The organism is Kitasatospora sp. NPDC057500, from assembly GCF_042802195.1.
Lineage (GTDB): Bacteria > Actinomycetota > Actinomycetes > Streptomycetales > Streptomycetaceae > Kitasatospora.
In genome coordinates this window covers 1-9900 of the sequence record NZ_JBHVER010000258.1, presented here as the reverse complement: position 1 = coordinate 9900, position 9900 = coordinate 1, and the positions used below count along the sequence as shown (strand labels likewise).

Sequence of the window (9900 nt, the reverse complement as noted above, 5' to 3'; positions counted from 1 at the left end):
CGGCACCGCAGCCGCGCACCCGCCGGACCCAGGCTTCGCCCGGGGGCCGTCAGGCCCGGTAGGCGGCCCAGGAGTTGGACATCCGGGCGACCTGGCCGGGGGTGAACTGCGTCATGCAGGAGTCGTAGGTGTAGTCCATGAAGTTGTGGATCGGGTCGACCCCGGCCGTCGTGCAGGTGTCCCGGCCGGCCGGGCACTGGTAGGCGGCGCTCGCCTCGGCCGGGGTGTCGGCGACGTAGTCGCCCTGGCCGGCGCAGCCGCCCTGGAAGGTGTGATAGAGCCCGAGCCAGTGGCCGACCTCGTGGGTGGCGGTGTCGCCCTCGTTGTAGTTGGTGGCCGAGCCGCCGGGGAACGAGGAGTCGAGGAGCACCACGCCGTCGTCGGTCGGGTTGGTCCGGTAGGAGCTCGGGAAGGTCGCCCAGCCGAGCAGCGACTGGCCGAGCTTGGCGCTGTAGAGGTTGAGGGCGTTGGCGCCGCCCTTGCGCAGCCTGGTCTTCATCGCCCGCTCGGCGCTGGAGCCCGGGGCCACGCCGTTGTACCAGGTGGCGTTGTCGGTGTAGTCGGTGGAGGCCAGCTGGAAGCGGAACTGGCTCACCGTGTTGCCCGTGCCCTGGCCGCTGTACGCGGCGTTGAGGACGTCGATCTGCCGGGCGATGGTGGCGGCCGACAGCTTGCCGGTGGTGCCGGAGTGCACCACGTGCATGTAGACCGGGATGGTGGTGGTGGCGGCCAGCATGCCGGGCGCGAGCAGGGCGCCGCCCTGGGTGGCCTGCGCGAGCTGGCCGAGGCGGGCCTGGAGGTCCGCGTCCATCGCCTTGGCCTGCGACTCTGTGACGGCGTTGGGCTCCTGCGAGGTGGGGCTGCCGGCGGGCTTGCGGGCCGCGGCGTCCTCGGAGCCCTCGCCGGTGCAGACGGCGGCGGACGGGGCCTGGGCGGGCGCGCCGGCGGCGCTGATCGTGGCCGGCGCCACGAACTGGGTGAGGCCGAGGGCGGCGACAACGGCCGCCGCGCCGAGGAACCGGTTGGTGGCACGCGAGGGGACACGGACGGAACGACGCATCTGCGCTCCTGTGGTGTGGTGGGGGACAGCGGCTGAGGGGGACCGCCGAGCCACAGGCTACGCAGGGTCGCGTGTACACGTCAGACAGGTTCCGGCCTGGAACCTCTGACGACAAATCAGACATAATCCGGAAGTTTGAGCGGTCAGATCGCGCCGCACATGGAGGATTTCCCGTCGCGCACCTGCGCACAGTACCGGCCCCGGCCTGTCCGAAACGTGACACCCCGTCAACCCCGCGCAGTGGTGCGGCGGCCGGCGGAACGGGACGAACGGGGTGAACCGGGCGCCCGAACCGCCTCGCCGAGACTACGACGCCACGAAGACGATCTCCCGCAGGGCACGCGCACCGGCCCGGTCGAGTACCACGGCCGACGCACAGCCGACGGGCGGGCAGCCCGTCCCGGCCAGCCGCCGGTGCAGCCGGCGGGCGGCGTCCCGGTGCCGGGCGAAGGCGTACGCGGAGACGGCCTGCCCGCGGGCGCGCTGGCCGTCCCGGGCCTCCTCGGCACTGGCGTCCAGCAGGACGAGGTGGACCCGGCGCCCCTGCTTCTCCGCCATCCGGACCAGCCACTGCCGCACGTAGGGCACCGCCCCGCAGTCGTGCACGGTGAGCGGGCCGCCGCCGAGCACCGCGCTCCGCAGCCGCCGGTAGTGCGCGATCCGCACCAGCGGGCGGTACACCGCGTACGGCAGCCAGGCCGGCATCCGGGCCGCGTACTCCTCGCGGACCAGCTGCGAGTCGATCAGCGGGGTGCGCACGCAGCGGCGCATCAGCGTGCTCTTGCCGCTGCCCGGCAGCCCGGAGACCACCAGCAGGTCGCCCGCCGGGTAGTGCAGCGCCACCGGCCGCCCCCGCCCGGGCCGGGCCTGCCGGAGGTCCTGCAGGCCGTGCGGGCGCAGCGCGCCGGCGGCCGGCTCCGCCGCGACTTCCGGGCAGCCGGCCCGGAGCGCCGCGGCCGTCCGGTCGAGGACCGTCCTGGAGACCTGCACGTCCGCCATCGAAACCCCCTGCATCCCCGCCGGCCCGGGCTCTCCCGGACCCGCTTCCCGAAGAGCCTTCCCCCTTCAAGAGCGAGTAAAGACTAGTGGTCAGACCGGGTCCGGGCCGAGCCCTTTACCGCCCCGGGTACGTCACAGAAACGCACCGGGACCGTTACGGCGGGCCCGGAGGGCGGCGGGGCTCAGCCGAGCTGCGGGGCGATCCGGGAGGCGATCAGCTCCAGGTGGTCGAGGTCGTCCAGGTCCAGGACCTGCAGGTAGATCCGCTGGGAGCCGGCGGCGGCGTACTGGCCGATCCGCTCCACCACCTCGTCCGGGGTGCCGGCCAGGCCGTCGGCCTTCAGCTCGTCGACGTCGCGGCCGATCGCGGCGGCCCGGCGGGCCACCTCGGCGTCGTCCCGTCCGGCGCAGACCACCAGGGCGTTGGAGTAGACCAGGTCGTCGGCCCGGCGGCCGGCCTTCTCGACGGCCTCGCGGACCCGGCCGAACTGGGCGGCGGTCTCCTCGGCGGGGACGAACGGCAGGTTGAACTCGTCGGCGAAGCGGGCGGCCAGCGCCGGGGTGCGGGTCGGGCCCTTGCCGCCGACCAGGACCGGGATCCGCGCCTGGGCCGGCTTGGGCAGCGCCGGCGACTCGCTCAGCCGGTAGTAGGTGCCGGCGAAGTCGAAGGTCTCGCCGAGGGCGGTGTTCCACAGGCCGGTGACGATCTCCAGCTGCTCCTCCAGCCGCCCGAACCGCTCCTTGGGGAACGGGATGCCGTAGGCGGTGTGCTCGGCCTCGAACCAGCCCGCGCCGAGGCCGAACTCGACCCGGCCGCCGCTCATCGCGTCGACCTGGGCGACCTGGATGGCGAGCACGCCGGGCAGCCGGAAGGTGGCTGCGGTCATCAGGGTGCCGAGGCGGATGGTGCTGGTCTCGCGGGCGAGGCCGGCCAGGGTGATCCAGGCGTCGGTGGGGCCGGGCAGGCCGCTGACCCCGCCCATCTTCAAGTAGTGGTCGGAGCGGAAGAAGGCGCTGAAGGCCCCGAGCTCCTCGGCGGTCCGGGCCACCCGCAGGAGGGTGTCGTAGCTCGCGCCCTGCTGGGGTTCGGTGAAGATGCGAAGATCCATGGCGGCCATTCTGGTACGGACCGGCCCTTGATCACGGGCGGTTTGCCACGCGGGTACCGGCGGAAGGCCGCACCGGGCCGCACCGTCGGGCCGCACCGGGCCGCGCCGTCGGCGTGGCCAAGGTCTCAGCCCGGAACCGCCCCGGGCGGCCGGAGCCGCTCCCGCGCTCGCCTACCGTGGACGGATGTTCGCCACGCCCGACGAGTCGGACCGGGACTCCCCCGGCGGCTCCCCCGACCCGCGCAACCGGCCGGCCGGCTGTCCGCTGCCCGGGATCGTCACCGCCTTCACGCCCCGGCTCGCCGAGTTCGCCTTCGAGCCCGGCTTCACCGCGGCGGTCGACCAGCACGCCGCCGAGCTGCGTGAACTGCTGTACGCCCAGGGGCCGGAGCTGGCGCCCCGGCCCCTGGACCGTGAGGAGTTGTCCGACTACGCGCTGGGCTTCCTCGACGCGCTCGCCGAGATCGGCTGGCGCGAACCGGTCGGGTACGACTACGCGGTGCACCGGCTGACCGCGATCTGCTGGCTGGTCCGGCAGGACGGCCTGCTCGCGGCCTGAGCGGCGTCGGAGACCCCGACTGCGCCGCTCGGCGCACCGCGCGTCGCCGCGGTCAGCCCGGCTGCCCGCCCGGCCGACCGGGGTCGATGCCCGGGGCCGGAGGCGGCGTGGCCGGGGTGGTCGGCCGGGCCGGCTGGTTGGCCAGCGCGTCCGAGCGGCCCGCCTGGTAGGCGCTGCCGCGCAGCTTGGCGGTCTCCTGCTCGGCGCTGTCCAGCCAGCGCTCCCAGCGCTGGCGCATCGGGATGATCAGACCGCCGCCGACGCCGACGATCAGGATGCCGGCGATCGAGGCCAGCACCGCGACCAGCACCGGCCCGGTGATCGCGGTCGCGATCCCGGCCTGCCCGAGCGCCGCGACCACGCCCAGCAGGACGATGAACGCCCAGGCGATGGTCGCCACCGTCCGCCCGTAGGCCGCACCGGAGAGCGCGTTGCGCACGATGTCGCGCACCGCGTTGGCGATGGCCATCGCGACGACCACGATGACGACCGCGACGATGCCCTTCGGCAGCCAGGCGACGATGCCGTTGATCATCACGCTGATCGGGTTCGGGCCGAAGACGCCGAACGCCAGCTGGAGTGCCATCAGCAGGATCGCGTAGTAGACGATCTTGCTGACGATCCCGGTCAGGTCGTACTTGGAGCCCTCCAGGTGCCGGGCGATCCCGGACCGCTCCGCCACCCGCTCCGAGCCGACCCGGCGCAGCACCCGGTCGAGCAGCCGGGCGATGGCCTTGGCGACGAACCAACCGATGACCAGGATCGCCAGGAAGGCGATGAACTGGGGAATGAACTTGGCGACCTTCGACCAGGCCTCGGTGAAGCCGGACCCGAAGTCGACGGACAGGGCGAGCTGCTGGGCCACGGGAGTCCTCCACTCGGCGAAGCCGCGCCGGGAGCGGCGCGGGACCCCCCTCCCTTCGTGGATAACAGGGGTCCCGCAGGCCCGCACGCCCCGGCGGCCCGCGCTTGGCCTCCCCGGGTGAACCCGCTCCGGCCACCGAGGTGTCCCGCCGCGTGCGCCCGGCACGTACAGTGGCGGTCCAGGCGGACGACGGGCGGGGAGCGGGAGCGGAACGACGTGGGCGACGTGGGCGACGTGGGCGACAACCGTACGAGCGACGGCGGCCACCGGGCGCTGGTCTGGCACGGGCTGCCCGAGCGGCCGGGCGCGGCGGTGCTGGTCCTGCACGGCGGGCAGGAGCACGGCCTGTCCCGGCCCGGTCCGCTGAACCTGCCCGGACTGCGGATGACCGGCTTCGTGCACGCGCTGCGCCGCGAGACGGCCGGCGCGGGTGTGGCGGTCGGCACCGTCCGCTACCGCCACCGGGGCTGGAACGGCGAGCGGGCCGACGCCGCCCGGGACGCCGTCGCCGCGCTCGACGACCTCGCCGAGGAGCTGGGCCCGGTGCCGACCGTCCTGGTCGGCCACTCGATGGGCGGGCGGGCCGCCCTGCACGCGGCCGGCCACCCCACGGTCACCGGCGTCGTCGCGCTCGCCCCGTGGTGCCCGGCCGAGGACCCGTGCGAGCAGCTGGCCGGGCGCGACGTCCTGATGCTGCACGGCGACCTCGACCGGATCACCTCCCCCGCCGACACCCGCGCCTTCGCCGCCCGCGGCCGCGCGGCGGGCGCCCGGGTCTGCGGCTACACCGTCGCCGGCACCGGCCACACCCTGATGCGGCGGATCGGCGACTGGCACCGCGCCACCGCCCGGCTCTCCGCCGGGCTGCTCGGGCTGCGCGAGCTGCCGCCGGAGGCCGCCGCCGCGCTGGCGCTGCCCGCCGCCTCCGGCGATTCGCTCGGCCTCCTCCTCCCCGCCCACCCCCGCGCCGCACCGCCGCGCCCCCCGTTCCGCCCGCTGCCCACCGACGCCTGAACCGGCCCGGCCCGCACGGGCGTTCCGGCCTGAACGACCCCCGGTGGCGGGTATTCTGATGAACCGTTGGAACGGATCTTCAAAGGGGCGGGCCCGGTGACCGAAACGGTGACGATCGATCTCGGGGACGGCACGACCGTCCGGGCCGAGGTGATCGGCGAGGTGAACTTCCAGCAGCCGGACGGCACTTCGCCCAAGCGCGACCCCTTCGGCGACGCCCGGCTCGGCGGTGGCGCCCGCCGCGCGACGGAGCAGCTGGGCGAGGCCGTCGCCCTGACGCTGGACCAGGTGCGCGCCACCGTGCAGGGCGTGGGCCGCTGGGCGGCCGAGAGCATCGCCGACGGCGGAGCGGGTTCGCCGGACGCCTTCGAGGTCGAGTTCGGCCTCAAACTGGCGGTCAAGTCGGGCCAGTTGCTCGGGGTCATCGCCGAGGCGGGCGGCGAGGCCGGGCTGACCGTCCGGCTCTCCTGGGACCTCGCCGAGCGCCGTCGGCAGCGGGCCGCCCACGAGTCGTCCGCGCTCCCCGGCGCGGCCGGCACCGAGTGACCGGAACCGCGCCCGGCCCCTTCCGGCCGGAGGCGCTGCGCGACTGCGCGGTCATGGTCGAGGTCGCCGGCGGCTTCGCCGGCTGCGGATTCCTGGTGGCGCCCGGCCTGGTCGCCGGCGCGGCGCACGTCCTGGTGGAGGCCCGGCGGGAGGCCGCCCCGGTGGCCGTGCGGCACGCCTCGGGAGTGCACCCCGTCGCGACCGGGGCCGTCCGGCTGTTCCCGGACACCGGCGACGGCGGGCGCTTCCACCCGTTCCCCGACCTCGCACTGCTGTCCGTCCCCGGCCTGACCGGCCACCCCGTGGCGCCGCTGGCGAGCGGCCCGCCCGAACCGGGCGCCCGGCTGACCGCGCTCGGGTTCTCCACCTACACCCCGGACCTGGGCACCGCCCGCCCGGACACCCTCGCCCTCCGGGTCGTCGGCCGGGCGGGCGACTACGTCCGGGTGAGCGGCGACGGCGTGCGCGACGGGCACAGCGGCAGCATGCTGGTCGGCGCGGACGGGGCGGTGCACGGGGTGCTCAAGGCCAGCCGCTCCTACGAGCTGGACCAGGGCGGCTGGTTCACCCCGGTCGGCGCGCTCCGCGCCCTGCTCGTCGAGGCGGGGATCGACGTCCCGGGGCCGATTCCGGTCCCGCCGCCACCGGGCGACGGTGAGCTGGTGGCCGCCCTGATGCCCATCCCGCTCCTGCAACGGCTCGACGGGCGGTTCCTGCTGCTGGACGCCATGAGCCGGGCCCTCGGCGTGCCGTACGCCTTCGAAGTGGCCGAGCACCCCACCCAGCGCCTCCATCTCCACGGCATCGTCCGCGGCTGCCGGAGCTTCCGCGACGGGCGCGTGGCCCTACGGGCACTCGTCACCGCCGTGGAGGAGCTGGCCCCGGACGACGGCGCGCTCGACGAACTGCGCCGGCTGGTCGGGCGGGCGACCGGCGGCCGGGAGGGCGCGTGAGCGGAGCAGCACCCGCGCCGCCGCCCCCGAGACCCTGGGCCGTGGAGGCGGACCGGCTGCTGGCCGACGTCCTCCTCGGCTGCGACCGGATGCGCGGGCACGCCTTCCGCCAGCACGTCGTGGCCGCCATGGGACGGTCCGCGGCGGCACCCGGCATCGACGCGGACATCGCCGAGGACGGCCGACCGCGCGACCACGTCTGGAACCTGATCGGCGCCGTGGTGGCGTTCGGCGACCCCCGGGCGGCGCTGGAGTCCCTGCGCGACGCGCTGCACACCCTCGCCCCGGACGACCGCGTCCTGCCCTGGCTGGACCTCACCACCCTGCTCCTGACCCGCGGGCCCGAACAGAACGTCGCCGAACTATTCGACGTGGTGGCCGAGTTGTACCGGCTGCCGGCGCTCCCCGGGCTCCACCACCACATCCCCGAGGACACCGGCGGACTGCGGAACCTCACCGGCGAGGAGGGCCTGCCCGAACTCCTCGGCCGCCTCGTCGACCGGCGCGCCCCCGACGTCCTCGGCCCGCTCACCGGCTTCCTCCGCTCGCTCGGCGCCGACCCGGCCGTCACCCGGTGCGCCGCACTCCCCGCGCTGCGGCGCTTCGTCGACCGGTACGGCGGGCCGGAACCCGCACCCGCCGCCGCACCCGGGCAGCGGCTGATCGTCCAGGTCCGGCTGGACGAGGAGACCCCGGAGCACACCGGCGACACCCGGTACCGGCTGCGCCTGGCCTACTACCGCCAGCCGCTCACCGGCGGACGGTTCCAGCGCGCCCACGGCCTACCGGCCACCGAATCGCTCACCCGGAGCGAACTGGTCTCCGTCGGCGGCAGCCGGCTCGCCCGGTGGGCCGAACTGGCCCGGGAGATCCGCGGCAAGGCCGTCCGGATCGAGTTCCTGCTCCCCCGGTCGATGCTCGGCCACGCGGCCGAACTGTGGTCCTCCGGCCCCACCGGCCGACCGCTCGGCCACCACCACCCGGTGGTGGTCCGCTCGCTGGAGCGCTACTCCGACCCGATGGTCAACTTCGAGGCCTGGAACGCCCGGTGGGCGCAGCTCGGCAGCCCGGCGGCCGGCCCCGACCAGATCGACGCCCTGGACCGGATCGGCTGGCCCCCGCTCGACCCGGCGCGCGCAGCCGAGCTGCCGGACTGGATCGCCGAACGCCCCGCGCTGTCCTGCCTGGGCCTCGACGTGCCGTACGACCAACTGCCCGCCGACGTCCAGTACGCCGTGGACGACGCGATGTACCTCGACGGCATGCCGGTGCTGCTCTGGCGGCGGGTGGCCGGCGAGGCGGACACCCTCGTCAAGGCGCTGCGCGAGTACCGGCCGGCCCGCCTGGCCGACCTGCCCGACACCGTCCACCGCTACCGCCGGCAGACCCGCGGCCGCCCGCCCGACCCCCGGCACACCGTCACGCTGCTCTGGGAGGACCCGGACTGCGTGGACCCGGACCAGGACAGCCCGTTCCCGGGGATGGTCGGATGACCGCCCGTCCCCGCGGCGCCGGGACCACGCCCGATGAGGCAGGAGCAGACATGGCCGAGGACTGGTGGATCTACCGGGGCACCGGCGTCCGGCACGACGGGATCGGCCGGCTCCCCGACGCTCCGGCCTGGCGCGCCTCCGCCGTCCCGGCCGGTGCCGGGCAGGATCCGCCCCTGGAGCCCGAGGCCAGGCTCGGCAGGGCCCGGCAGGCCGCCGCCTACCAGGCCGACGAGCGGGAGGTGCACCTGGTCAACCTCGCCCTGCACCTGCGGCGTCCGCTGCTCATCACCGGCAAGCCCGGTGCCGGGAAGTCGACCCTCGCGCACGCGGTCGCCCACGAACTGGGCCTCGGCCCGGTGCTGCGCTGGCCGATCACCAGCCGGTCCACCCTGCGCGACGGGCTGTACAGCTACGACGCGATCGGCCGGCTGCACGAGGCCGGCCTGCGGCGGGAGACCGCGGACCACCGCCGCCGTCCGCTCCCCGACCCCCATGAGGGGGCGCCCCCGGCGGCCGAGGGCCCCGACATCGGGAGGTTCCTGCGGCTCGGCCCGCTCGGCACGGCGCTGCTGCCCTGGCGGGTGCCCCGGGTGCTGCTCGTCGACGAGATCGACAAGAGCGACCTCGACCTGCCCAACGACCTGCTGAACGTCTTCGAGGAGGGCGAGTTCGACATCCCCGAGCTGACGCGCCTCGGCCCGGGCGACCAGTGGGTCGGCACGGCCGACCACGGCCGCACGGCGGGAGTGCTGGGCGGGATCGTGCGCTGCGCGCAGTTCCCGCTGGTCGTGCTCACCAGCAACGGCGAGCGCGAGTTCCCCGGCGCCCTGCTGCGGCGCTGCGTGCGGCTGGACATCCAGCCGCCCAGTGCGGAGCGGCTGACCGCGATGGTCGCCGCCCATCTGGGCGAGGAGACGGCCGCCGACGCGGCGACCACCGCGCTGATCGCCGAGTTCCTCCGCCGCCAGCAGGACGAGGGCGCCGAGCTGGCCAACGACCAGCTGCTGAACGCGCTGCTGATGGCCCGGCGCGGGCTCTGGGACGGCGGGCGGGGGCACGACCTCCTGCACGACGTCCTGCTCCGCCCGCTCAACGAGAGCTGAGCCGGGAGGTGGCCTCGTCCGCCCAGGAGAGCCTGCGGGCCGCGCTCACCGGTCTGCTCGTCCCGGCGGACGGCGGGCCGCCGACGGCGGACGACCTCGCCGACGTCCTGTGGATCGCCGGGATCGCCGGGCTCGGCGCGCCGGCGTCGGCGGCGTCGGCGGCCTCGTCGGCCTCGGCCTCGACATCGGCGTCGACGGC

At 75.5% G+C, this 9900-nt stretch carries 11 protein-coding genes; 6 read left to right on the top strand and 5 right to left on the bottom strand.

Going from position 1 to position 9900, the window contains the following annotated elements; translation table 11 throughout:
• Positions 1 to 49 precede the first annotated feature (49 nt).
• The 3 genes from ACFU74_RS33430 to ACFU74_RS33420 form a co-directional block, all read right to left on the bottom strand.
• Entirely contained in the window at positions 50 to 1060 is a 1011-nt protein-coding gene (locus tag ACFU74_RS33430) for a zinc metalloprotease (protein ID WP_380763677.1), read from the bottom strand.
• A 306-nt stretch (positions 1061 to 1366) separates the two neighbouring features.
• Complete coding sequence (locus ACFU74_RS33425; protein WP_380763675.1) at positions 1367 to 2059, bottom strand: AAA family ATPase; 693 nt, start codon at positions 2057 to 2059, stop codon at positions 1367 to 1369.
• 182 nt (positions 2060 to 2241) lie between these two features.
• Positions 2242 to 3168 (bottom strand): LLM class F420-dependent oxidoreductase, encoded by a 927-nt coding sequence (locus ACFU74_RS33420; protein ID WP_380763673.1) that lies wholly within the window; start codon positions 3166 to 3168, stop codon positions 2242 to 2244.
• 184 nt (positions 3169 to 3352) lie between these two features.
• On the opposite strand from ACFU74_RS33420, the gene ACFU74_RS33415 reads away from it, so the two are divergent.
• Positions 3353 to 3727, top strand: coding sequence for a DUF6401 family natural product biosynthesis protein (locus ACFU74_RS33415; protein ID WP_380763671.1), 375 nt, complete (start codon positions 3353 to 3355; stop codon positions 3725 to 3727).
• 52 nt (positions 3728 to 3779) lie between these two features.
• Here the strand turns inward: ACFU74_RS33415 and ACFU74_RS33410 are convergent, their stop codons facing one another.
• Complete coding sequence (locus ACFU74_RS33410; protein WP_380763669.1) at positions 3780 to 4592, bottom strand: hypothetical protein; 813 nt, start codon at positions 4590 to 4592, stop codon at positions 3780 to 3782.
• Positions 4593 to 4808: 216 nt separating this feature from the next.
• Here ACFU74_RS33410 and ACFU74_RS33405 point away from each other — a divergent pair, with 216 nt between their 5' ends.
• From ACFU74_RS33405 to ACFU74_RS33385, 5 genes are all read left to right on the top strand, one after another.
• Complete coding sequence (locus ACFU74_RS33405; protein ID WP_380763667.1) at positions 4809 to 5606, top strand: alpha/beta hydrolase; 798 nt, start codon at positions 4809 to 4811, stop codon at positions 5604 to 5606.
• 96 nt (positions 5607 to 5702) lie between these two features.
• Positions 5703 to 6152, top strand: coding sequence for a CU044_2847 family protein (locus tag ACFU74_RS33400; protein WP_380763665.1), 450 nt, complete (start codon positions 5703 to 5705; stop codon positions 6150 to 6152).
• The gene (locus ACFU74_RS33395; RefSeq protein WP_380763663.1) at positions 6149 to 7105 is read left to right on the top strand and encodes a trypsin-like peptidase domain-containing protein; all 957 of its coding nucleotides are present in this window, start codon (positions 6149 to 6151) and stop codon (positions 7103 to 7105) included. The genes ACFU74_RS33400 and ACFU74_RS33395 overlap by 4 nt, the downstream gene beginning before the upstream one ends.
• Positions 7102 to 8598, top strand: a complete 1497-nt coding sequence (locus tag ACFU74_RS33390; protein ID WP_380763661.1) for a hypothetical protein — start codon at positions 7102 to 7104, stop codon at positions 8596 to 8598. The genes ACFU74_RS33395 and ACFU74_RS33390 overlap by 4 nt, the downstream gene beginning before the upstream one ends.
• Positions 8599 to 8648: 50 nt before the next feature.
• On the top strand, positions 8649 to 9701 hold the full coding sequence (locus ACFU74_RS33385; protein WP_380763659.1) for an AAA family ATPase: 1053 nt from the start codon (positions 8649 to 8651) through the stop codon (positions 9699 to 9701).
• Here the strand turns inward: ACFU74_RS33385 and ACFU74_RS33380 are convergent.
• Positions 9688 to 9900: hypothetical protein (locus ACFU74_RS33380; RefSeq protein ID WP_380763657.1), on the bottom strand; the 213-nt coding region annotated here is incomplete at its 5' end. The two genes, ACFU74_RS33385 and ACFU74_RS33380, sit on opposite strands and share 14 nt — an antisense overlap.

Coding starts and splice junctions, on each gene's coding strand:
- ACFU74_RS33430 (WP_380763677.1), bottom strand. CDS start 1,060: ATGCGTCGTTCCGTCCGTGTCCCCTCGCGTGCCACCAACCGGTTCCTC.
- ACFU74_RS33385 (WP_380763659.1), top strand. CDS start 8,649: ATGGCCGAGGACTGGTGGATCTACCGGGGCACCGGCGTCCGGCACGAC.
- ACFU74_RS33415 (WP_380763671.1), top strand. CDS start 3,353: ATGTTCGCCACGCCCGACGAGTCGGACCGGGACTCCCCCGGCGGCTCC.
- ACFU74_RS33425 (WP_380763675.1), bottom strand. CDS start 2,059: ATGGCGGACGTGCAGGTCTCCAGGACGGTCCTCGACCGGACGGCCGCG.
- ACFU74_RS33420 (WP_380763673.1), bottom strand. CDS start 3,168: ATGGATCTTCGCATCTTCACCGAACCCCAGCAGGGCGCGAGCTACGAC.